This window comes from Pelagerythrobacter marinus (assembly GCF_009827515.1).
GTDB classification, from domain to species: domain Bacteria; phylum Pseudomonadota; class Alphaproteobacteria; order Sphingomonadales; family Sphingomonadaceae; genus Pelagerythrobacter; species Pelagerythrobacter marinus.
Map to the genome: position 1 here is coordinate 30,355 of NZ_WTYO01000008.1, position 22,113 is coordinate 52,467.

Below are 22,113 nucleotides of genomic sequence, written 5' to 3' on the forward strand. Positions count from 1 at the left end.
GTAACGGGACGCGCCCGTGAGGCCGCTATAGGGGGAGCAGGGCGGCCTGCGTGCCCTGCGCCCGACGGGTCATTGCCCCGTCATCGCCCGGTGCGTATATGGCGGCCCATGTCAGCAATTCGCCCCTGGCGCACGATCGAACGTCGCAAGAGCCGCCAGATCATGGTCGGCAAGGTGCCCGTGGGCGGCGATGCGCCGATCACGGTGCAGACGATGACCAACACCCCGACCGAGGACGCGGCGGCGACGATCGACCAGATCCGCCGGTGCGAGGACGCCGGGGCGGACATCATCCGCGTTTCCTGCCCTACCGAAGAAGCGACCGCGGCCATGCCGGCGATCGTGCGCGCGGCGAATATCCCGATCGTCGCCGACATTCACTTCCACTACAAGCGCGCGCTGGAAGCGGCGGACGCCGGGGCCGCCTGCCTGCGGATCAACCCGGGCAATATCGGCAGCGACGCCCGCGTCGCCGAAGTGGTCCGCGCGGCCAAGGCCAACGGCTGCGCGATCCGCATCGGGGTCAACGCCGGGAGCCTGGAGAAGGACCTGCTGGAGAAATACGGCGAACCCTGCCCCGAGGCGCTGGTCGAAAGCGCGCTCGACCATATCAAGCTGCTGCAGGATCACGATTTCCACGATTACAAGGTGGCGGTGAAGGCGAGCGACGTGTTCCTGGCCGTCAGCGCCTACATGGGCCTGGCCGAAGCGGTCGATTGCCCCTTGCACCTGGGCATCACCGAGGCCGGCGGCCTGATCGGCGGGACGGTGAAATCGAGCATCGGCATCGGCAACCTGCTCTGGGCCGGGATCGGCGACACGATCCGCGTCTCGCTCTCCGCCGAACCGGAAGACGAGGTGCGCGTCGGGTTCGAGATCCTGAAGGCGCTGGGCCTGCGAACCCGCGGCGTGCGCGTGGTCTCCTGCCCCAGCTGCGCCCGGCAGGGCTTCGACGTGATCCGCACGGTCCAGGCGCTGGAGGAGCGGCTGCAGCATATCAAGACCCCGCTCTCGCTCTCGGTCCTCGGCTGCGTCGTCAACGGCCCGGGCGAGGCGCGCGAGACCGACATCGGCATTACCGGCGGCGGCAAGGGCAAGCACATGGTCTATCTGTCGGGGATGACCGACCACCACGTGGCCGACGCCGACATGCTCGACCACATCGTCCGCCTGGTGGAGGAAAAGGCGGCCGAGATCCAGGCGGGGATGACCGACGCCGGCGAGGCCGACGAAGCGCCCGCGCCGCAGCCCGCCGGATGAGGTGCCGCGGCCGCGCCTGGCCGGGCCCTGCCGGCAAAACTGGGTCGTTCACGCTCCCGTTACCGGTTCGTGTGCTAGGATAGGCGGATGGACAGACGCGGCATCATCAGGGGCACCCTGGCGCTCGGCGCCTCGCTGGCGCTGCCGGCCCGGCTCCCCGCGCAGGCGCGCGGGGGGAACCCGCGCGACGCGATCCTGGCGCAGATCGCCCGGCGCGAGCAGCAGAAGGCCGGCGACCGCCTGTGGCGGACCGACATCGTCGGCATCGCCGATTTCGGGCTCCACAGCTCGCAGCCGCGTTTCCACTTCGTGAACCTGGAGGCGGGGCGGGTCGATTCCTACCTCGTCACCCACGGCAGCGGGTCGGACCCGGAACACGACGGCTGGCTCAACTGGTTTTCCAACGTGCCCGAATCGCTGTGCACCAGCCGCGGCGCCTACATGACCTATGGCTGGTACACCGGGCGTTTCGGCACCTCGATCCGGCTCGACGGGCTGGAGGCGGACAATTCCAACGCGCTCGACCGCGCGATCGTGATGCACCGGGCCGACTATGCGGAGCCGGGGCACGTCGCGCGCTGGGGCCGGCTGGGCCGGTCGAACGGCTGCTTCGCGATGGGCGATGCCGATTTCAAGCTCGCCCTGCTCCAGCTGGGCGGCGGGCGCGTGCTTTTCGCCGACCGGCTGGGCCTCGCCCCCGATGGCTCCACCATCGTGCGCCCGCAGCAGGAACAGGGCGAGATCCGCCCGCTGATGCCCGATCCCCCGCGCGGGGAGGACCTGGTGAACCCCGGCGTCTATTGAGCGCCGGGTATCGGGCCGCCGGGATCAGGTGGTCTTCATGTCGTCGATGATCTCGACCGCTTCCTCGCTGGTGCGGCGGGCGCGGTGCTGCTGGCGCGGGGCGTCGAGCGCGGCCAGGACCGGGGCGTCGCGGCCGTAGATGTCGTCGAAGCTGCGCAGCTTGCCGTCGATGTCGGTGCCCATCGTGAAATAGGTGATGTAGACCGGCATCCGGCTTTCGAACGGGACGCGGGTGTACTTGCCCGATTTCAGGATCTCGACCGCTTCCTGCGCGGCGGCCTTGCGCTCGGCGTCGTCGGTCGGGTTCTGGGCCAGGATCGCGAGGGTGATCGCCAGCTCGCTCGCCCGCTCGGTGCGGATGCAGCCGTGACTCAGCGCCCGGTCGGCCCGGTTGAACAGGTGGCGCGAAGGCGTGTCGTGCAGGAAGATCGCGTGCGGATTGGGCATGTCGAGCTTCATCAGGCCGAGCGAGTTGCCCGGGCCCGGCTGCTGGACGACGGTGACGAACCCGGTCTTCTTGTCGCGCCAGCCCTTGTATCCGTTGGCCTTGGCCCAGCCCGGGTTGTTCAGCACCCGCGCGCCCAGACCTTCGCCTTTCACGATCGACTGCGGGACGGTCCAGTTCGGGTTGAAGATCACCCCTTCGACCGTCTCCGCCAGCTGCGGGGTCGCCGTGCGTCCCGGCTTGCCGACGATCGTCTTGTACGTGCGCATGATCTTGTCGTTGACCGTCAGGCGCAGCTGGTATTCGGGGACGTTGGTGATCAGGTACTGGCTGCCCAGGTCGCGCGCCAGCCAGCGCCAGCGATCCATGTTGGCGCGGATCAGCTTGCGGCGGGCGGTCTGGCCGGCCGGCGTCGCGGCCAGTTCGTCGCGCAGGCGCGCATAGTCGGGGTGCAGCGGCGCGACCGCTTCGATCGCGCCGGCGATGTCGCCGCTGGCCAGCGCTTCGGCCATGACATCGGCGGTGCGATAGCGGTCGGGATCGGGATCGACGACGAACCACTGGCGCCGCGCCTCCATCGGCGTGCGGCCGTCGCGCATGTCCTCCACCAGCCAGGCGAAGGCGCGGCTGGCCAGCCGGTCGAGCTCTTCGCCCGGGCCGGCCAGGATCGCACTGCGCAGCGCGGCCGGATCGTAGTCGGCCGGGTCGAGGCCCTCGGCCCCGATCCCCTCGATCACGGCGAGGAGCCGCTCGGCATTCGCGCTCGACCAGGGCTGGACCTCCGGCGCGAACTGCTGGACGACCTCGCGCGCGACGCTCCTCACCGGGTCGGCGGAGGCTTCGGAGCCGGCGGCCGGGGCCGCAGGCGCGGCGGCCGGTTCCGGCCTCGCGGCCGGTTCGCTGACGACGGCATCGTCGTCGGGCTGGACCGGGTATTCGCCGATGGCCTGCGCCTCGGGCAAGAGGTTGGCCGGCGAACGCGCCTGTGCGCCGGCCGCGGCCGGCAGCAGCGCGGCCAGCGAGGCCGCGGCGAGGAAAGTCGATCGAAGATGGATGTTCATGAGCCTGCTCAAACCCCTGGGCGCCGATCGCCCGGCTGGTGCGGGGCGAATCTGCCCCATTGCGCGACGCGCTTCAAGCATCGCGGCTGACTGGGCGCTGAATTGCGAAGCCGCGTGACGCGGCGGGGCGCCGCCCCTATGGCGCGACGGTGGCATCGGACCATCGCCTCCTGCCCGTGCTCGCGACCGCGATCGGCATCGGCCTGTTCGCGGCGATGGACGCGTTCATGAAATCGGCCGCGATCATTACCGGCGCCTATAGCGCGCTGATCCTGCGCAGCGCGATCGGGCTGGCGATCGTCGCCCCGGCCTGGATCGCGCTGGGCGGGCGCTGGCCGCGCGCCGCCGTTCTGCGGATCCACGTCAAGCGCGGGATCGTGGTCGCCTTCATGGCGCTTTCGTTCTTCTTCGCGCTCGTGCGCCTGCCCATGGCCGATGCGATCGCGCTGTCGTTCGTCGCCCCGCTGATCGCGCTCTACCTCGCCGCGATCCTGCTCGGCGAGACGATCGAGCGCCGCGCGGTCGTCGCGGCCCTGCTGGGGCTGGCCGGGGTGATCGTTATCATCGGGGGCAAGCTGGGCAGCCAGGCGCTCGATCGCGACACCGCGCTCGGGCTCGGGGCGATGGGGTTCTCGACCCTGCTCTATGCCTGGAACCTGGTGATCCAGCGCGAACAGGCGCTGGTCGCCGCGCCGCTGGAAGTGGCCAGCTTCCAGAACGGGATCGTCGCGATCGCCCTCCTGCCGCTGGCTCCGCTGCTCTTCGCGGTGCCGGGGGGCGAGGCGTGGCGCGATATCGCCGCGGCCGCGGTGCTTGCCACCGGGGCGGCGATCCTCCTTGCCTGGGCCTATGCCCGCGCGCAGGCGCAGATCCTCGTTCCGGTCGAATACAGCGCCTTCCTGTGGGCGGCGCTGTTCGGGTGGCTGTTCTTCCGCGAAGGGCTGGGGCCCGGCACGGTGGCCGGCGCCACGCTGATCGTGATCGGTTGCTGGATCGCGGCCCGGCGGCGGCCGGAGCAAAGCGCGCTCTAGCGCTCCGACGCGGTTTCCTCCGCGGCCTCGGCCGGGCCGCCGGAAAAGTTCCAGGCCGCCCCGAAACACGCGACGACCAGCAGCGCGCCGGCGGCTATCGCGAGGCGCGCGATCCGCGTCAGTCCCGATTTCGGCTCTTCGTGCTGTTTCACCTGTTTCCCCCGTATCGCGCCCGGATATGGCGCGGGATTGCGATAATGGCATGAATGTCGTTGGTTTTCGTGCAATTAATGCATTGCACGCGCCTGCGGTTCCGGTGTGTGCCCTTGACGCAACGCGCGCGAACGCGCAGTTGCCGCGACACATCGCGACTCTCCGCCGGGGCGCAACGCGGCGGTCGCTACCCATGAAAGGACGACGCACAGCATGACCCAGGTCGGCAAGGACACGCTCGGAACCCGCTCCACGCTCACCGTCAACGGCAAGGACTACGCCTATTACTCGTTCGCCAAGGCGGCCGAACACGTCGGCGACGTCTCGCGGCTGCCGTTCTCGCTCAAGGTCCTGCTCGAGAACATGCTCCGCTTCGAGGACGAAGGCTTCACCGTGGGCAAGGAACATGTCCAGGCGATCGCCGACTGGCAGAAGAACCCGGCGACCGGGCAGGAAATTCAGTACCGCCCGGCGCGCGTGCTGCTGCAGGATTTCACCGGCGTGCCCTGCGTGGTGGACCTTGCCGCGATGCGCGACGCGATCGCCCAGCTCGGCGGCGACACGGCCAAGATCAACCCGCAGGTCCCGGTCAACCTGGTGATCGACCACTCGGTCATGGTCGACGAGTTCGGCCATCCCAAGGCGTTCGAGAAGAACGTCGAGCTGGAATACCAGCGCAATGCCGAACGCTACGACTTCCTCAAGTGGGGGTCGAAGAGCTTCAAGAACTTCTCCGCCGTGCCGCCGGGCACCGGCATCTGCCACCAGGTCAACCTGGAGCATATCGCCCAGGGCGTCTGGGCGAGCGAGGACGAGGATGGCCAGCTGGTCGCCTATCCCGATACCTGCGTCGGCACCGACAGCCACACGACGATGATCAACGGCCTCGGCGTGCTGGGCTGGGGCGTCGGCGGGATCGAGGCGGAGGCCGCGATGCTGGGCCAGCCGGTCTCGATGCTGATCCCCGAAGTCGTCGGCTTCAAGCTGACCGGTTCGCTGGCCGAGGGCGTGACCGCGACCGACCTGGTGCTCACCTGCGTGCAGATGCTGCGCGAAGTCGGCGTGGTCGGCCGCTTCGTCGAGTTCTACGGCCCCGGCGTCTCGACGCTGAGCCTGGCCGACCGCGCGACGATCGCCAACATGGCCCCCGAATACGGCGCGACCTGCGGCTTCTTCGGGATCGACGAGAAGACGCTCGACTACATGCGCCTGACCGGCCGCAGCGAAGACACGATCGCGCTGGTCGAGGCCTATAGCCGCGAACAGGGCATGTGGTTCGAACCCGATAACGAGCCGGTCTTCACCAAGACGCTGGAGCTCGACATCGGCGCCGTCGTCCCCAGCCTGGCCGGGCCCAAGCGTCCGCAGGACAAGGTCATCCTCCCCGAAGTGGACGAGCTGTTCAATTCGGACCTCGAGAAGCTTTACGGCAAGAGCGAGCCCGAACGGGTCGAGGTCGAGGGCAAGGACCACGACATCGGCGACGGCGACGTCGTGATCGCGGCGATCACCAGCTGCACCAACACCAGCAACCCCGACGTGCTGATCGCCGCGGGCCTGGTGGCCAAGAAGGCGCACGAGAAGGGGCTGAAGCCCAAGCCGTGGGTCAAGACCAGCCTCGCCCCCGGTTCGCAGGTCGTCACCGATTACCTGGAGAAGGCGGGCCTGCAGGACCACCTCGACGCGATCGGCTTCGACCTCGTCGGCTATGGCTGCACGACCTGCATCGGCAACTCGGGGCCGCTCGCTCCGCCGATCAGCCAGGCGATCAACGGCAACGACATCGTCGCCGCCAGCGTCCTTTCGGGCAACCGCAACTTCGAAGGGCGCGTCAGCCCCGACGTGCGCGCGAACTTCCTCGCCAGCCCGCCGCTGGTGGTCGCCTACGCGCTCAAGGGCACGGTGACCGAGGATATCACGACGACCCCGATCGGCACCGACAACGACGGGAACGACGTGTTCCTGAAGGACATCTGGCCCTCCAACGACGAAGTGGCCGAAATCCGCTCGGGCGCGATCGACCGGGGCATGTTCGAAGCGCGCTATGCCGACGTCTACAAGGGCGACGCGCACTGGCAGGCGATCGACGTGACCGGTTCGGACACCTACCAGTGGCGCCCGGGCAGCACTTACGTCGCCAACCCGCCCTATTTCGAAGGGATGGACATGACGCCGGCCCCGGTGACCGACATCGTCGAGGCCAAGCCGCTGGCGATCCTGGGCGACAGCGTCACCACCGATCACATCAGCCCGGCCGGCTCGATCAAGGAAGACAGCCCGGCGGGCAAGTACCTGCTGGAAAACCAGGTCGCCAAGGCGGACTTCAATTCCTACGGCTCGCGCCGCGGCAACCATGAAGTGATGATGCGTGGCACGTTCGCCAATATCCGCATCCGCAACGAGATGGTGCCGGGCGTCGAAGGGGGCTTCACCACCTTCGAGGGCGAGGAAATGCCGATCTACGACGCGGCGATGAAGCACAAGGCCAACGGCACGCCGCTGGTCGTCGTCGCCGGCAAGGAATACGGCACCGGCTCCAGCCGCGACTGGGCGGCCAAGGGCACGATCCTGCTGGGCGTGCGCGCGGTGATCGTCGAGAGCTTCGAACGCATCCACCGTTCCAACCTCGTCGGCATGGGCGTGCTGCCGCTGCAGTTCCGCGAAGGCGACACGCGCGAGACGCTCGGCCTTACCGGCGACGACAGCTTCTCGATCCGCGGCCTGGCCGACCTGAAGCCGGGCCAGGACGTCGAAGTCGACGTGACCCGCGCCAACGGGGAAAGCTTCACCTTCACCGCCAAGTGCCGGATCGATACCGCGAACGAGATGGAATATTACCGCAACGGCGGCATCCTCCACTACGTCCTGCGCAAGCTGGCGGCCTGATCGCCGGCCTTACCCGCCGCGCCGGCGCCGGGCCTTGCCCGCGCCGCCGGCCGGACCGGGGCCGGGCCGAGGCGCGAAAAAGGGCGGCTCCCTCAAGCGGGGGGCCGCCCTTCTTGCGAGTTCGAAGCGTGGGAGTGTGCTTCTAGGCGCCCCTGACGAGGCGCAGTTTCTTGCGGCCGAGCACCGCCGCGGCGGCAAGGCCGAACAGGATCGTCATCGGCGGCGCGGGCACCTGGGTGCCGCTCGTGCTGCCGTTGCTCGAGCTCGAGGTCGAGCTGGACGTCGAGGAGCTGGTCGAACTGCTCGTGCTCGAGCTGGTGGACGAGCTGGTCGAGCTGCTGGTGCTCGTGCTGCTGGTCACGTTGCCCGAGGTGGACGTGCTGGTCGAGACGTTGCCCGAAGTCGAGGTGGTCGAGGTCACGCCCCCGGTCGAGGTCGAAGTCGAGGTGGTCGAGGTAACGCCGCCGGTCGAGGACGAGGTCGTCGAGGTGACGCCGCCGGTCGACGTCGAGGTCGTCGAGGTGACGCCGCCGGTCGACGTCGAGGTCGAGCTGCCCCCGGTGGAGGTGGAGGTCGAGCTTCCGCCGGTGGACGTCGAGGTCGAGCCACCCGAGGTCGAGGTCGACCCGCCCGAGGTGGAGGTCGATCCACCCGACGAGGTCGAGGTGACGACGACGCTGCCGCTGCTGCCGCCGCTGCCGCCGAAGAAGCCGCCGAAGAACCCGCCGCCGAAGCCGCCGAAACCGCCGCTGCCGCCGATCACCGTGACCCCGCCGCTGCTGCCGCCCGAAACGGGCGGGGCGGGGGGCAGGGGCACCGGCGCCATCGCGACCTGGTAGATCGGGGGGCATTCCTCGGCATAGGCATCGCCGTAGGCGGTGACCGGCGCGGCCGGCGCGGCGCCGGGGCCCATCGGGCCGGCGGGCACGCATTCGACCGTGCGGCGCACGATCCGGCGCTTGCGCTTGGTTTCCTTGGGCACGGTGCGCTTGGCAATCTTCTTCGGCGCCTGCTTGACGTAGCGGACCGGCGCGGTCTTCCCCTTGTCCGACTTGTACGACGGTTTATCGGTGATCGGCATTTCGGCCACGTGGACCGCGCCGCCTGCCAGCAGGACACCGCCCGCGGCAGTCGCGGACAATTTCGCCAGGGCCATTTTTACCGACATGGGCAAGCTCTCTTCATTGCATCGCGGGGAGCGCCAAGGCCGACGGGTTCGGCATCCCGGCTGGTCCCTCTGCCTTCAGGAAGGCCCATGCGGGGGGTGAGGGCAATGGAATTAACCATCGCCGGGGCGCCAAAACGGGAAAAAACCGGCCGCTTGCGCGATGTCGGCCAGACTTGTCCCGCGATGGGTCGGAAACCGGGCGAATCCTTTCCGCCGCGTTAGGGATTTCCGTCGAACAAACCCGATTGCGCGCCCTTGGGCGGCGTCATTTCGAGGTGCTGCCAGCCCGATTCGTTCAGGCACCGGCCGCGCGCCGTGCGCGCCACCAGGCCCAGCTGGATCAGGTAGGGCTCGATCACTTCCTCCACCGTGTCGCGCGGTTCGGAAAGGCCCGCGGCGAGCGTCTCCACCCCCACCGGCCCGCCGCGATAGGTCGTCGCGATCATGGTCAGGTAGCGGCGATCCATCGCGTCGAGGCCGAGGCGGTCGATCTCGAGCCGGGTCAGGGCCTCGTCGGCCACCTTGCGCGTGACCGTGCCCCCGCCGGCGACATGCGCGAAGTCGCGCACCCGGCGCAGCAGCCGCCCGGCGACGCGGGGGGTGCCGCGGCTGCGCCGGGCAATCTCGCGCGCGCCGGCGGCGTCGATGTCCATTCCCAGCAGGCGCGCGCCGCGGGTGACGACCCGGTCCAGTTCCTCGTGGGTGTAGAAGTTCAGCCGCACCGGGATGCCGAATCGGTCGCGCAGCGGCGTCGTCAGCAGGCCCTGGCGGGTGGTCGCGCCGACCAGGGTGAAGGGCGGCAGGTCGATCCGCACGCTGCGGGCGGACGGCCCCTCGCCGATGATCAGGTCGAGCGCGCGATCTTCCATCGCGGGGTAGAGCACTTCCTCGACCACCGGGTTCAGCCGGTGGATCTCGTCGATGAACAGGACATCGTGCGGCTCGAGGTTGGTCAGCAGCGCGGCGAGGTCGCCCGCCTTGGCGATCACCGGGCCGGACGTGGCGCGAAAGCCCACGCCCAGTTCCTTGGCCACGATCTGCGCCAGCGTGGTCTTGCCCAGCCCCGGCGGGCCGAAGAACAGCACGTGGTCCATCGCCTCGCCGCGCGACTTCGCGCTTTCGATGAAAACCTTCAGGTTCCCGCGCGCGGCCTCCTGCCCGACGAACTCGTCCAGCGACTTCGGCCGCAGGGCCGCGTCCGGGTCTTCCGGCTGGCGATCGGGGGTGTGGAGGGGGACGGGATCGGTCATGCCGGTGTAGCGCTAGACGCTAAATGGACGCTGAAACAAGTTCAGGGTGACAGGGAGGGAACCCGATCCATTTCCGACTCGATCCGTCATGCTGAACTTGTTTCAGCATCCATCTCCCGGCACCCTCCGCCCCATGCCGTTCGAGCGCAACCCCTGCGTCTACGTCCTCGCCAGCGGTCGCTACGGCACCCTCTACATCGGCGTCACCAGCGGTCTGATACAGCGGCTCTATCAGCACCGCGAAGGAATCGCGGGCGGATTCACGAAGCGATACCGGGTCCACCGGCTCGTTCGCTACGAAATGTTCGGCGACATGGAAGGGGCGATCCTGCGCGAGAGGCAGCTCGAACGCTGGCACCGGCAGTGGAAGATCAACCTGATCGAGCGGGACAACCCGCACTGGGCGGACCTGGCGGTGGGACTCGGCTTCGAGCCGCCGGCTTTGCGCGGGGGGCGCAATGGATCCTGAAACGAGTTCAGGATGACGGGTGGGGCCGGGGCGCCGGACGGAACAGGTTTCCATCACCCCGCCGCCCGTTTCAGCGCGACGCGGATCAGGTCGCTTTCGCTCGCGTCTTCGCCCAGTTCGCCTTGCGCGGCGGCGACGGCGCGGGCGGCGACGGCGGGCTTGAAGCCGAGGTTCTCGAGCGCCGAGACGGCATCGGCGCTGGCGCCGCCCGCCGGGGCCGCCGCGCCGATGGCGGCGCCCGCCATGCCACCGCCGGGCAGGGCGCCGGCCTTGTCCTTCAACTCGTTGACGATCCGCCCGGCCAGCTTCGGTCCCACGCCTTGCGCGCGCGCCACCATCGCCGCGTCGCCGCCCGAGCAGGCGGCCCGCAGTTCGCCCGGCGAGAGGGTGGAGAGGATCGCCAGCGCGACCTTGCTGCCCACGCCCTGCACCTGGGTCAGCAGGCGGAACCAGTCGCGTTCGCCCGCCTCGGCGAAGCCGAGCAGGCGCATGTCGTTCTCGCTCACCTGCAGGTCGGTATAGACGGTGCAGGCTTCCCCGGTCTCGCCCAGCGCGGCCAGCGTCTTGGACGAACAGTGCACGAGGTAGCCGACGCCCGCGACGTCGATCACCGCCCAGTCCGTGCCGGTTTCGTCGAGCAGGCCCCGCAGTTTCGCAATCATGGTTTGTTCCTGCCCGAGCGCGCGCGGTTTGGCCAGCCGCCGCGCGCACTTGTCCGCAAGGGGGCCGAAATCGGAGACTTGGACCGGGTGTTACACTGTCCTGGACCAAAACTTTCGGCCCGGCGCAGCATGTCCTGAACGGCAGGCCCGGGCGCTGGGAAGGGGGCGGGGCGGGGCGGCATGGCGAGGCCGATCATGGCACGGCCCGGCCCCTGTAGGAAAACGGTTCTTCGCACGAACGCAGCAAAGGTGAAGTGGACAGCCCCCGCGCCATCGGACAGAAGGCACGGCCATGAGCTGGAACACCTTCGGACGCGCCCTGCGCATGACGACCTGGGGCGAAAGCCACGGGCCCGCGCTGGGCGCGGTGGTGGACGGGTGCCCGCCGGGCCTGGCGCTGGACGAGCAGGCGATCCAGCCTTTCCTCGACGCGCGCCGTCCGGGGCAGAGCAAGTTCACCACCCAGCGGCAGGAGGCGGACGCGGTCCGGATCCTGTCGGGCGTGTTCGAGGGGAAGACCACCGGCACCCCGATCAGCCTGATGATCGAGAACACCGATCAGCGATCGAAGGACTATTCCGAGATCGCCGATCGCTATCGCCCCGGCCATGCCGACTATGCCTACGACGCGAAATACGGCTTTCGCGACTATCGCGGCGGCGGCCGGTCGAGCGCACGCGAAACCGCCGCGCGGGTCGCGGCCGGCGCCGTGGCGCGGCTGATCGTGCCCGAAACGACGATCCACGCCTATGTCGTCCAGGTGGGCGAGGACCGGATCGAGCGCGCGGCGATCGACTTGGCGACCATTGGCGACAATCCGTTCTTCTGCCCCGATCCGCAGGCGGCCCGGCGGTGGGAAGGGCTCGTGGACGCGGCGCGCAAGGAGGGGTCGAGCCTCGGCGCGGTGGTCGAATGCGTCGCCACCGGGGTGCCGGCGGGCTGGGGCGCGCCGGTCTATGCCAAGCTCGACGCCGATCTCGCGGGGGCGATGATGGGCATCAACGCGGTCAAGGGGGTCGAGATCGGCGACGGGTTCGCCGCCGCCGCCCTGCGCGGCGAAGACAATGCCGATCCGATGCGGCCCGCCGCCCCGGGCCGGGCGGACGACGGGCCGCAATTCACCGCCAACCACGCGGGCGGGATCGCGGGCGGGATATCGACCGGGCAGCCGGTCGTGTGCCGGGTGGCGTTCAAGCCGACCAGCTCGATCCTGACCCCGGTCGATTCGATCACCCGGTCGGGGGAGGCGACGCAAGTGCGGACCCGGGGCCGCCACGATCCCTGCGTCGGCATTCGCGGCGCGCCGGTGGTCGCGGCGATGATGGCGCTGGTCCTGGCGGACCACAAGTTGCTGCACCGCGCCCAGTGCGGCTGATGCGGGGGCGGCTGATGCGCGCGCGGCTGATGCGGGGGCGGCTGATGCGTGCGCGGCTGATGCGCGCGCGACGCGGCGCCGCGGGCGCCGGCTGACCGGCGCGGTGGAACTGGGGGCGGATATCGTCGCGCTGCTGGCGCTGGCGGCGTTCCTGGCGGGCATGATCGATGCCGTCGCCGGCGGCGGCGGGCTGATTACCATTCCCGCGCTGATGGCGGCCGGCGTGCCGCCGGTCCAGGCGCTCGCGACCAACAAGCTGCAATCGGCCTTCGGCACCGGCGGCGCGGTGATCGCCTATGCGCGCAAGGGGCTGGTGGACCTGCGGCGTTTCGCCTGGCCGACCGTCGCCGCCTTCGCCGGGGCGGCGGGCGGCGCCTTCGTCCTGACCCGGATCGATCCGGGCTTCCTCGAGGGGTTCCTGCCGATCCTGCTGGTCGCGATGGCGATCTACTTCGCGCTCGCGCGGCGCGGCGCGGAGGAAGACCGCCATACGCGGGCCGGGCCGGCGGCGCTGTTCGGCACGGCCATGGGGATCGGCTGGTACGACGGGTTCTTCGGCCCCGGGACGGGATCGTTCTTCACCACCGCGCTGATGGCGGTCTTCGGCCTCGGCGTCCTGCGCGCGGTGGCCCATGCCAAGTTGCTCAATTTCGCCAGCAACCTCGCCGGGCTGGCGGTGCTGGTGGCGGGCGGGCACGTGCTGTGGATGCTGGGGCTGGCGATGGCGGCGGCCAATGTCGCCGGGGCGCAAGTCGGCGCCTGGGGCGCGATCCGCTGGGGTGCGGGAATCGCGCGCCCGCTACTGATCGTCGTGTCGCTGGCGCTGACGGTGAAACTGCTGGCGGACCCGGCCAATCCGCTGACCGCGGCTGTGCTGGCAATGCTGCGTTCCGCCGGCTGACACGCGGGTTTCGCGGCCGCATTCGCGGTTTTCGATCGTTTCCGCCGATTGATCGAAAATTTCGATGTTAGCTATCGCACAAAAACGCTTTTGTGCATCGCGGTAGCCACTATCTGGGGCTTCGAGTTTCACACCTGCAAGAAAGAGGAACCACACGCATGGGTATCATCGGAAGCACGATCAAGCCGTTCACCGCCACGGCCTTCCAGAAGGGCAAGGACTTCTTCGAGGTTTCCGAGAAGGATCTCGAGGGCAAGTGGTCGGTCTTCTTCTTCTATCCGGCGGATTTCACTTTCGTCTGCCCGACCGAGCTGGAAGACCTGGGTGAAAAGTACGCGATGCTGCAGAGCATGGGCGTCGACGTCTATGCCGTCAGCACCGACACGCACTTCAGCCACAAGGCCTGGCACGACACGTCGGAGAAGATCAACAAGCTCGAATTCGCCTTCCTCGGCGACCAGAACCACATCCTCGCCAACAACTTCGGCGTGCTGCGCGAAGGCGCGGGCCTGGCCGACCGTGCGACCTTCGTGGTCGATCCCGACGGCGTGATCCAGATCATGGAAATCACCTGCGAAGGCGTGGGCCGCAATGCCAACGAACTGACCCGCAAGATCAAGGCGGCGCAGTACGTTCGCGAGAACCCGGGCCAGGTCTGCCCCGCGGCGTGGGAAGAAGGCAGCGACACGCTGGCCCCCTCGCTCGACCTCGTCGGCAAGATCTGATCCGGCACCGACTTGCAGGAACCCGGGCCTTCGGGCCCGGGTTGCTCCGAAGGCCCGGGGCCCGTTCCCCCCTCTCCCCCTGAGCGCCCCGGGCCTTCCCCCTTCTGCCAACCCTGCACGCGGGCGCCGGCCGGCATCCGCGGTTCGCCCGCGGCGTGGCGCATGGCGCCGCCGCGCGCGGCCGGGCCATCCACGACCAGGAGTTTCGCCATGCTCGACACGGCAGTGCAGCAACAGCTCAAGCAATACCTCGCCAACCTGCGCGAGCCGATCGAGCTTGTCGCCTCGCTGGGCGACGACGCAAAATCGGAAGAGACGCGCGCCCTCCTGACCGAGATCGCGGGCCTGCACGACCTGGTTTCCGCCAGCTTCGACGGCACCGACGATCGCCGGCCGAGCTTCATCATCCGCCGCGCTTCGGACGCGGAAAAGTGGGTTCGCTTCGCCGGCCTGCCGATGGGGCACGAGTTCACCTCGCTGGTGCTCGCGCTGCTCTGGGCCGGCGGCCATCCGCCCAAGGTCGATCCCGAAACGCTGGAGGCGATCGCCCGGCTGGAGGGGGATTACAACTTCGAGATGTATTTCTCGCTCTCGTGCCACAACTGCCCCGACGTGGTGCAGGCGCTGACGCTGATGGCGCTGACCAATTCGCGGATCACCGCGACCCTGATCGAAGGCGGCACGTTCAAGGACGAGGTGGATGCGCGCGACGTGATGGCGGTGCCCGCGACGTTCCTTAACGGCGAGCCGTTCTTCAACGGCAAGATGAACGTGGACGACATCCTCGCGCGGCTCGACAGCGGGGCGGGCGAGCGCCAGGCGGCGAAGCTGGCGGAAAAGGAACCGTTCGACGTGCTCGTCGTCGGCGGCGGCCCGGCGGGCGCCTCGGCCGCGATCTATACCGCGCGCAAGGGCTTCGCCACCGGCATCGCGGCCGAACGCTTCGGCGGGCAGCTGCACGACACGCTGGGGATCGAGAACCTGACCGGAACGACCTATACCGAGGGGCCGAAGCTCGCCGCGCAGCTCGAAAGCCACGTCGGCGAATACGAGATCGACCTGATGGACCGGCTCCAGGCCGAAAAGCTGATCCCCGCCAGCGAACCGGGCGGGATGCACGAAGTGGTCTTCGCCAATGGCGCGTCGCTGAAAACGCGCGCGCTGATCCTCGCCACCGGGGCGCGCTGGCGCAACCTCGGCGTGCCGGGGGAGGCGGAATATCGCAACAAGGGCGTGGCCTATTGCCCGCACTGCGACGGCCCGCTGTTCAAGGGCAAGCCGATCGCGGTGATCGGCGGCGGCAATTCGGGCGTCGAGGCGGCGATCGACCTGGCCAAGATCGTCGGCCACGTGACGCTGATCGAATTCGATACGAAGCTGCGCGCCGACGAGGTGCTGCAGGCCAAGCTGCACAGCCTGCCCAACGTCACCGTGCTGACCAATGCCCAGACGACCGAGATCACCGGCGCGAACGGCCGGGTCGACGGCCTGGTCTACAAGGACCGCGCGAGCGGCGAGGAGCACCGGGTGGAGCTGGAAGGCGTGTTCGTCCAAATCGGCCTCGTCCCCAATACAGAATGGCTGAAGGACAGCGGCCTGGGGCTGAGCAAGTTCGGCGAGATCGCGATCGACGGCAATGCCGCGACCGACTTGCCCGGCGTGTTCGCCGCGGGCGACTGCACGACGGTGCCTTACAAGCAGATCGTGATCGCGATGGGCGAAGGGTCGAAGGCGGCGCTGAGCGCGTTCGATTACCTGATCCGGACCGAGCCGGCCGAAGTGGCCGAGGCGGCCTGACCCCGCCCGGGGTTACCACCACCCGGCGTCACCGCCGCCGCTTGAGCACCAGGTAGAGCGCACCCTCGCCCCCGTGGCGACGGTGCGCTTTTCGTATCGCGGCGATATCGGTGCCGTGCGGCCCGGCGGCGAGCCAGTCGAGCACCTTGGCCCGGATCGCCCCGCGCCGGCTGCCGCGGTCGGCGGCATCGACCGGGCGCGGGCGGCCCGCGATCAGCAGGACGACCCGCGCGCCCATCGCCTTGGCCTGCATCAGCCCGTCATCGAGCCGGGCGTGGGCGCTGTCGAGCGTGTGGCCGTGCAGGTCGAGCGTGAAATCGGGCGCGATGGACCCTGCGCGAAAACGCCGGTCCCAGTGCGAATCGAGGCCCGCCTCCCGGTCCGCACCGGGCGGCGCGGGCGCGGTGCGCGGGGCGCTCGCGGCCATGCTCGTCCTCACCGCCGGCGTGGGCCGGGGCGGGGCGGGGGCAGGGACGGGGGGAGCCGCGCCCTTGGCCCTGTCCCGACCGGCCCCGCCTTTCCCGGTCCGCGGTTCGGCCCGAGCCGCGGCGGGCGGGGCAGGCGGTGAGTTCGGCGGCGGCGCCGGGCGCAGCGGGGTGACCGTCGCGGCGAGGCGTTCCCAGGCGGCGCGTTCCTCCGGCGTCAGGCCCCGCGGGGCGCTCATCGGTCGCGGCGCGAGGCGTCGATCCGGGCCACCGCGCCCTTGGGCAGCAGGATCAGGGCCTGGCCGCGCGCGCTCATCCCCCCGGCGATCCGGCGCGCTTCCTCGCCCGCGCCCCAGAACGTGTCGAACCGGTTCGGCCCCTTGATCGCGCCGCCGGTGTCCTGCGCGACCCACAGGCCGTTCGCCTCCGGCCGGTCGAGCTCCAGCCAGACCGGCGCGCCGTAGGGCACGAACGAGGGATCGACCGCGACCGAGCTTTCGCGCCGCACCGGCACCCCGATCGAACCGAGCGGCCCGTCGCCGGTCAGCTCGCGGAAGAAGACCCAGCTCTTGTTGAGCTGCATCAGCTCGCGGCCTTCCCGCGGGTTTTCGCGGATATAGGCCATGATCCCCTGCATCGAGCCGGGATACTGGCCCGGACCGTCGCCGATCAGCCCGCGCTCGCGCATGACCCGGCCGATGCCGACATATTCGCGGCCGTTCTGCCCGGCATAGCCGATCCGCATCACGTCGCCGTCGGGCCCGCGCAGGCGGCCCGAACCCTGGATCTGGAGGAAGAAGAACTCGACCGGGTCGGCCGCCCAGGCGATCTCCAACCCGCGCCCGGCCAGGGCCCCGGCCTCGATCGCGGCGCGATCGTGGTAGAGCACGAAGCGGCCGCTTTCGTCGTAGCGGCCCAGCGGCGGGCGCCCTTCGCGCTCGCTTTCGGGCACGTCGTCGGGCCAGGCGCGCACGAGATCGTCGGGCAGGCCGTAGACCGGCACGTCGTATCCCGGCCGGCGGACCCGGCTGCCGCGGATTTCCGGTTCGAAATAGCCGGTGGCGAAAGCCGCCCCGTCGCCGACCCGCGCGGTTTCGAAGAAGCGGGCGAAGAACGCCGCCCCGCGGTCGTAAGGCCAGGTGCGCGCCGCCTCGCAGGCCGGGCGCCAGTCTTCGGGGTAGGTCAGCCCGCTGGCGTCGCGGTGGCCGAGCAGGCGCGGACAGCTTTCGAGGAAGGCGGCCAGCGCCATGCCGGCATCGTCCTGCCGCAGGCCCAGCGTTTCGACCGCCGGGCCTGCGCGCACGCCGGCAAAGGCCGCGCTGGTCACGCTGGTCGGCGGGGCGACCGGCGGGCCCACGGGCCGCGGGGCGCGGTCGCCCCCCGGTACGATCGTGCAGCTTGTCAGCAGGGCCGCCAGCGCGGCCAGTATCCCCCAGCGGCGCATGCCTCGTGCCCCCTTCTGCCCGGCGTCAGCCCTCGTCGGTTTCGTCGAGCAGCCAGTTCGGATCGGCCGAATCGACGTTGCGGCTGAAAGTCCAGATGTCGCGGCTCTCGATCGCGTCGTCGAGCGAGCCGGCAACGACGTTGCCTTCGCGGTCGCGGGTGACCGCGGCGATATCGGCCACGAACAGCACCGCGATGCGCGCCTGCCGCCCTTCCAGGTGGGCGCTGTGCACGCTCGTATCCTCGATCCGGATCAGGCGGTTGTCGAGCGTTTCGCCCGCTTCCTCGCGCGCGGTGATGGCGGCATCGAACCCGGCGTAGACATCCGCGTCGCACAGTTCCTTCAGCGTTTCGCGATCGCCGTTCCAGAACGCTTCGAGGATCATCGCGTAGGCGCCCTTGGCCCCTTCGAGGAAGGCCATGAGATCGAACGTGCGGTCCGCCGCGGCGATTTCCTGCACCCCGCGTTCGACCGCGGGGACGACCCCGGCGGCGCGCGGAACGGGGTTGGCCTGGCGCGGGACCGGCGCGGCCTGGGCGGTCGGTTCACGTTTCGCCTTGTCGAAGCGGGTCGGAATCGCTTCCTCCTCGTGCTCGGCCCGGCGGCCGAGAACCGAATAGAGCCGCATGCCGAGGAAGGCCGCGATCATGGCGAGGATGACGATTTCGTAGATCACAAATTGCTGTCCGTTTGCCTTGCGGGGCGGCCAGGGGGCCGCGCCCGATCCAATCGTGCCCTAGATAGTGCCAAAATACAAATGAACAACGCGTGATGCCGCGCCTGCGGGCCGCGTCGTCGCAGCGGCGCGCCGCGAGTTGCGGGCCGGGGCCCGGGGTGCTAGGCGCGCGGCCGGGCCCGCCGCTGCGCGGGGATGTCAATTCACCTCTCGACGAAAGCGTATCCATCATGGCCGACGAAGGCGACGTGCTTACCGATCTCGACCTCGATCCCGCACCCAACGGCGCGGACAATCAGCCCGCAGCCGGGATCATCACCCAGTATGTGAAGGACATGTCGGTCGAAGTGCCCAACGCGCCGGCCTCGTTCCAGTGGAAGGACGCGCCGCAGGTCGATGTCCAGTTCAACATCGCCGCGCGCCAGATCGACGGCGAAGTCCACGAGGTCGAACTGAAGATCAACGCCACGGCCAAGGCCGAACAGGGCAATGCCTTCCTGGTCGAGGTCGCCTATTGCGGCCTCGTGGGGATGCGCAACCTGCCCGAGGACCAGGCCCACGCCTTCCTCTATGCCGAGGCGCCGCGCCTGCTGTTCCCCTTCGCCCGCCGGATCGTCGCCGACGCCAGCCGCGATGCCGGGCAGCAGCCACTGGTGATCGACCCGATCGATTTCAACGGCCTCTATCTCCAGCGCCTCCAGGCCAAGAAGGCGGAAGAGGCGGCGGCGGCCGGCCAGCCAGCCGGCGAAGCCTGAGCCGGCGGCCACGGCCGGCCCCCGGGCGGACCCCGGCATGAGCCTGCTCAGGAACGTCGGGACGATCGGCGGGCTGACGATGGTCAGCCGGCTGTTCGGCTTCGTGCGCGACATGCTGCTCGCGCGCGTGCTCGGCGCGGGCGGGGTGGGCGACGCCTGGCAGCTGGCGTTCCAGCTGCCCAATATCTTCCGCCGCCTGTTTGCCGAAGGCGCCTTCGCCAGCGCCTTCGTGCCGCTGTTCAACCGGCGCATGGCCGGGCGCGACGACTTGTCCGAGGCACGCCGTTTCGCCGAGGAAGTGCTCGCCTTCCTGATCCCGGTGCTGATCGTGTTCGGCGCGCTGGCGCTGATCGCGATGCCATGGATCGCCGGCCTCTTCGCGAACGAGGGGATCGAAAGCGATCCCGAGCTGTTCGACCTCGCCGTGCTGATGGCGCGGATCGCCTTCCCCTATCTCGCCTTCATGAGCCTGGCGACGCTGTTCGCCGCGGTGCTCAACTCGCTGTCGCGCTTCGCGGCCGCGGCGGCCGCGCCGATCCTGCTCAACATCTGCCTGATCGCGGCGCTGGTCGTGGGCATGACCCTGGGCGACGGGGTCGCCGCGCGGCGCGCGACCGGCGAGCTCCTGGCCATCGCGGTCACCGTTTCGGGCCTGCTCCAGCTCCTGTGGCTCTGGGTCTGGGCGCACCGTTCGGGCTTTCGCATGCGGCTGCGCCGCCCGCGCCTTACCGGCGGAGTGAAGGAACTGGGCGTGCTGATCCTGCCTGCCGTGTTCGGCGCGGGGGTGTACCAGATCAGCCGCTTCATCGACCTGTTCTTCCTCGCCACCCTGCCCGACGGGGCCTATACCTTCCTCGCCATGGGCGACCGGCTGAACCAGCTGCCGCTGGGGATCATCGGGATCGCGCTCGGCACCGCGATCCTGCCGGCGCTGTCGCGCCATATCGCCAGCGAGGATCACGACGCGGCCCGGCGCCTGCAATCGAACGCGATCGAGCTGGCCATGCTGCTGACCGTGCCCGCCGCGGTCGCGCTGTTCGTCACCGGCAGCGCGTTCACCCGCGCGTTCTACACCGGCGGGGCCTTCACCCTGTCCGACGCGATGGCGACCGGCGCGGTCACCTCGGCGCTCGTCGTCGGCCTGCCCGCCTATGTCCTGATCAAGGTGCTGGTGCCCAATTACTTCGCGCGCAAGGACACGCGCACGCCGGTCTATACCGCGCTCGCCGCGCTCGTGCTCAACGTCGCGCTCAACTTCCTGCTCGTGCCGCGGCTGGGCGTCGTCGGGCTGGCCCTGGCCGGGTCGATCGGGGCCTGGACCAATGTCGCCCTGCTTTACCTGCTGCTGGCGCGCGGCGACCGCTTCCGCCTGACGCTGCGCGTGGCGGGGCGGATCGCGCGGATCGCGCTGGCGGCCGCGCTGATGGGCGCGGCGCTGTGGTACCTCATGCCCTACGGCGCGCCGTACTACGCGGGCAGCGTGCTCGAACGGGTGGCGGCGATCGCCGCGCTGGTGGCGACCGGGGCCGCGATCTATTTCGCGCTGGCGGCCGTGCTGGGCGTGCTCGACCGGGCGACGGTGACGCGCCTGATGCGCCGCGAGGGTTGACATCGGGCGGCCGGGGCCGGAAGCGCCGGTTCATTCCAACCCCGGGGCCAGCGCCCCCAGCGACAGGATCGTCATGCGCATCGTTTCCGGCATCCAGCCCACCGGCAATCTCCATCTCGGAAATTACCTCGGGGCGATCCGCAACTGGGTGCGGATGCAGGACGAACTGGCCGAAGGCGGCGAATGCCTGTTCTTCCTGGCCGACCTGCACGCGATCTCGATGCCGCACGAGCCCGCCGCGCTGCACCGCGCGACGCTGGAGATGGTCGCCGCGCTGGTCGCCTGCGGGATCGACCCGGATCGCTCGGTCCTGTTCAACCAGGCCCAGGTCCCCGCCCATGCGGAACTGCAATGGCTGCTGAACGGCACTGCGCGGATGGGCTGGCTCAACCGGATGACGCAGTTCAAGGACAAGAGCAGGAAGAACCGTGAAGGCGCCAGCGCCGCGCTGTTCACTTATCCCGTGCTCCAGGCGGCCGACGTCCTGCTGTACCAGACGACGCACGTGCCCGTGGGCGAGGACCAGAAACAGCACCTGGAGCTGGCGCGCGACGTGGCGCAGAAGTTCAACAACGATTTCGCCAGCGAGGACGCGCCGGTCTTCACCCTGCCCGAACCGATCACCCCGCCCGAGGCGGCGCGGATCATGAGCCTGCGCGACGGCAGCCGCAAGATGAGCAAGTCCGACCCCTCGGACATGGCGCGCATCAACCTGACCGACGATGCCGACACGATCGTGAAGAAGATCAAGAAGGCGAAGACCGATCCCGAGCCGCTGCCGTCCGAGGCGGCCGGCCTGGCCGAGCGGCCCGAGGCCCAGAACCTCGTCGCGATCTACGGCGCGCTGTCGGGCGAGACGGTCGATGCGGTCCTCGCGCGGTTCGGCGGGCAGGGCTTCGGCGCGTTCAAGCCCGCGCTGGCCGAGCTGATGGTCGAAGCGATCGCGCCGATCACCGCGCGCTTTCGCAGCCTGCTGGAAGACCGCGAGGCGCTCGACGCGATCCTCGCCCGGGGCGCGGCGCGGGCGCGCGAACGGGCCGCGCCGACGCTGGAGGCGGCCTATCGCGCGCTGGGCCTGGTGCGCGGGTAGCGGGCGCAGTAACGCGTTGGGGGCTGCGCGGGGCGGATCAACAAATCGTTATTATTCAGTCGCTTTGGCCCGGCGGACATTCAATCCACGTTCAGCCCGCCGGCTTTACAACACGCCCCATCGATGA

Annotated in this window: 20 protein-coding genes; 13 read left to right on the top strand and 7 right to left on the bottom strand. The window is 69.7% G+C overall.

Annotated elements, in window-relative coordinates:
* Window positions 1-108: 108 nt before the first annotated feature.
* Window positions 109-1,260 (top strand): flavodoxin-dependent (E)-4-hydroxy-3-methylbut-2-enyl-diphosphate synthase, encoded by a 1,152-nt coding sequence (gene ispG / locus GRI72_RS13730; RefSeq protein ID WP_160734481.1) that lies wholly within the window; start codon window positions 109-111, stop codon window positions 1,258-1,260.
* A gap of 87 nt (window positions 1,261-1,347) precedes the next feature.
* The gene (locus tag GRI72_RS13735; protein WP_160734482.1) at window positions 1,348-2,064 is read left to right on the top strand and encodes a murein L,D-transpeptidase catalytic domain-containing protein; all 717 of its coding nucleotides are present in this window, start codon (window positions 1,348-1,350) and stop codon (window positions 2,062-2,064) included.
* Window positions 2,065-2,088: 24 nt separating this feature from the next.
* Here GRI72_RS13735 and GRI72_RS13740 read toward each other — a convergent pair whose 3' ends face one another.
* A complete protein-coding gene (locus tag GRI72_RS13740; RefSeq protein WP_160734483.1) occupies window positions 2,089-3,570 on the bottom strand; it encodes a L,D-transpeptidase family protein in 1,482 nt (493 codons plus the stop codon).
* Window positions 3,571-3,719: 149 nt separating this feature from the next.
* Here GRI72_RS13740 and GRI72_RS13745 point away from each other — a divergent pair, with 149 nt between their 5' ends.
* Window positions 3,720-4,601 carry a DMT family transporter gene (locus GRI72_RS13745; protein ID WP_337191199.1) on the top strand — a complete coding sequence of 294 codons (882 nt, stop codon included), beginning with the start codon at window positions 3,720-3,722 and terminating at the stop codon, window positions 4,599-4,601.
* Here the strand turns inward: GRI72_RS13745 and GRI72_RS13750 are convergent.
* Complete coding sequence (locus GRI72_RS13750) at window positions 4,598-4,753, bottom strand: hypothetical protein (protein WP_160734484.1); 156 nt, start codon at window positions 4,751-4,753, stop codon at window positions 4,598-4,600. The two genes, GRI72_RS13745 and GRI72_RS13750, sit on opposite strands and share 4 nt — an antisense overlap.
* A 214-nt stretch (window positions 4,754-4,967) precedes the next feature.
* Here GRI72_RS13750 and acnA point away from each other — a divergent pair, with 214 nt between their 5' ends.
* Entirely contained in the window at window positions 4,968-7,640 is a 2,673-nt protein-coding gene (acnA, locus tag GRI72_RS13755; RefSeq protein WP_160734485.1) for an aconitate hydratase AcnA, read from the top strand.
* 245 nt (window positions 7,641-7,885) lie between these two features.
* Window positions 7,886-8,479, top strand: a complete 594-nt coding sequence (locus GRI72_RS14780) for a hypothetical protein (protein WP_237487206.1) — start codon at window positions 7,886-7,888, stop codon at window positions 8,477-8,479.
* Window positions 8,480-9,026: 547 nt separating this feature from the next.
* Here the strand turns inward: GRI72_RS14780 and ruvB are convergent.
* Window positions 9,027-10,058 carry a Holliday junction branch migration DNA helicase RuvB gene (ruvB, locus tag GRI72_RS13765; RefSeq protein WP_160734487.1) on the bottom strand — a complete coding sequence of 344 codons (1,032 nt, stop codon included), beginning with the start codon at window positions 10,056-10,058 and terminating at the stop codon, window positions 9,027-9,029.
* Between the two features lie 133 nt (window positions 10,059-10,191).
* Between ruvB and GRI72_RS13770 the strand changes: the two genes are divergently transcribed.
* Window positions 10,192-10,527, top strand: coding sequence for a GIY-YIG nuclease family protein (locus tag GRI72_RS13770; protein ID WP_237487208.1), 336 nt, complete (start codon window positions 10,192-10,194; stop codon window positions 10,525-10,527).
* A gap of 53 nt (window positions 10,528-10,580) precedes the next feature.
* Here the strand turns inward: GRI72_RS13770 and ruvA are convergent, their stop codons facing one another.
* Entirely contained in the window at window positions 10,581-11,189 is a 609-nt protein-coding gene (gene ruvA / locus GRI72_RS13775; RefSeq protein ID WP_160734489.1) for a Holliday junction branch migration protein RuvA, read from the bottom strand.
* A gap of 292 nt (window positions 11,190-11,481) precedes the next feature.
* Between ruvA and aroC the strand changes: the two genes are divergently transcribed.
* The 4 genes from aroC to ahpF all read left to right on the top strand — a co-directional run bounded on the left by aroC (window position 11,482) and on the right by ahpF (window position 15,987).
* Entirely contained in the window at window positions 11,482-12,564 is a 1,083-nt protein-coding gene (aroC, locus tag GRI72_RS13780) for a chorismate synthase (RefSeq protein ID WP_160734490.1), read from the top strand.
* Window positions 12,565-12,667: 103 nt separating this feature from the next.
* Entirely contained in the window at window positions 12,668-13,465 is a 798-nt protein-coding gene (locus tag GRI72_RS13785; RefSeq protein WP_160734491.1) for a TSUP family transporter, read from the top strand.
* A 158-nt stretch (window positions 13,466-13,623) separates the two neighbouring features.
* A complete protein-coding gene (gene ahpC / locus GRI72_RS13790; protein ID WP_160734492.1) occupies window positions 13,624-14,190 on the top strand; it encodes an alkyl hydroperoxide reductase subunit C in 567 nt (188 codons plus the stop codon).
* Window positions 14,191-14,400: 210 nt separating this feature from the next.
* Complete coding sequence (ahpF, locus tag GRI72_RS13795; protein WP_160734493.1) at window positions 14,401-15,987, top strand: alkyl hydroperoxide reductase subunit F; 1,587 nt, start codon at window positions 14,401-14,403, stop codon at window positions 15,985-15,987.
* 28 nt (window positions 15,988-16,015) lie between these two features.
* On the opposite strand, the gene GRI72_RS14950 is transcribed toward ahpF, so the two are convergent.
* The 3 genes from GRI72_RS14950 to GRI72_RS13810 form a co-directional block, all read right to left on the bottom strand.
* Window positions 16,016-16,414, bottom strand: a complete 399-nt coding sequence (locus GRI72_RS14950) for a Smr/MutS family protein (protein ID WP_322295685.1) — start codon at window positions 16,412-16,414, stop codon at window positions 16,016-16,018.
* Between the two features lie 233 nt (window positions 16,415-16,647).
* Window positions 16,648-17,856 (bottom strand): murein transglycosylase A, encoded by a 1,209-nt coding sequence (mltA, locus tag GRI72_RS13805; RefSeq protein ID WP_160734495.1) that lies wholly within the window; start codon window positions 17,854-17,856, stop codon window positions 16,648-16,650.
* A gap of 25 nt (window positions 17,857-17,881) precedes the next feature.
* The gene (locus GRI72_RS13810; protein WP_251104891.1) at window positions 17,882-18,532 is read right to left on the bottom strand and encodes a Tim44/TimA family putative adaptor protein; all 651 of its coding nucleotides are present in this window, start codon (window positions 18,530-18,532) and stop codon (window positions 17,882-17,884) included.
* A 230-nt stretch (window positions 18,533-18,762) separates the two neighbouring features.
* On the opposite strand from GRI72_RS13810, the gene secB reads away from it, so the two are divergent.
* The 3 genes from secB (at window position 18,763) to trpS (ending at window position 21,986) form a co-directional block, all read left to right on the top strand.
* A complete protein-coding gene (gene secB / locus GRI72_RS13815) occupies window positions 18,763-19,287 on the top strand; it encodes a protein-export chaperone SecB (RefSeq protein WP_160734496.1) in 525 nt (174 codons plus the stop codon).
* 37 nt (window positions 19,288-19,324) lie between these two features.
* The gene (gene murJ / locus GRI72_RS13820; RefSeq protein ID WP_160734497.1) at window positions 19,325-20,896 is read left to right on the top strand and encodes a murein biosynthesis integral membrane protein MurJ; all 1,572 of its coding nucleotides are present in this window, start codon (window positions 19,325-19,327) and stop codon (window positions 20,894-20,896) included.
* Between the two features lie 73 nt (window positions 20,897-20,969).
* The gene (gene trpS, locus GRI72_RS13825) at window positions 20,970-21,986 is read left to right on the top strand and encodes a tryptophan--tRNA ligase (RefSeq protein WP_160734498.1); all 1,017 of its coding nucleotides are present in this window, start codon (window positions 20,970-20,972) and stop codon (window positions 21,984-21,986) included.
* Window positions 21,987-22,113: the final 127 nt, after the last annotated feature.